Raw genomic sequence first — 557 nt, forward strand, 5'->3', positions numbered from 1 at the left:
GCGTCGGCGGCGTGGACCATCGGCATCTCCATCTGGGTGGCGGTCAGGCGATCTGCTGCAGTCGGATCATATTGCCTGCCGGGTCGCGGAAGGCGCAGTCGCGGATGCCGTACGGCTGGTCGATCGGCTCCTGCACGACGTCGGCGCCCCTCGCCTCGATGGCCGCGAATGCCTCGTCGACGTCGCCGGTCGCCAGGACGATGCCGCCGAAGCTTCCCTTGGCCATGAGCTCGAGGATCGTGGTGCGCTCGTCGTCGTTGATCCCGGGGTCGACGGCGGGCGGAGTAAGCACGATCGCCGTGCCGGGCTGCTCGACCAGACCGACGGTGATCCACCGCATCCGACCCGCGCCGACGTCCTTGCGCACCTCGAATCCGAGCACGTCCCGATAGAAGCTCAGCGAGGCCTCGGCATCCGTGTGCGGGAGGAAGCTCGCGTTGATGGTGATGTTCATGTCACCGACGCTACTGATCCGGCGACGGCCGTGCTTCTCGATTCCTGATCGGTCTGGTCGCCTGCTTCTCCAGCCACGACGGGCTGCCCGGGCGGTGGTCGTG

At 67.7% G+C, this 557-nt stretch carries 1 protein-coding gene; it reads right to left on the reverse strand.

The window, feature by feature from the left end; translation table 11 throughout:
• Positions 1-43: 43 nt before the first annotated feature.
• Complete coding sequence (locus BGN97_RS14920) at positions 44-454, reverse strand: VOC family protein (protein WP_292703150.1); 411 nt, start codon at positions 452-454, stop codon at positions 44-46.
• Between the last annotated feature and the right edge of the window lie 103 nt (positions 455-557).

Source organism: Microbacterium sp. 69-10 (genome assembly GCF_001897945.1).
Taxonomy (GTDB): Bacteria; Actinomycetota; Actinomycetes; order Actinomycetales; family Microbacteriaceae; genus Microbacterium.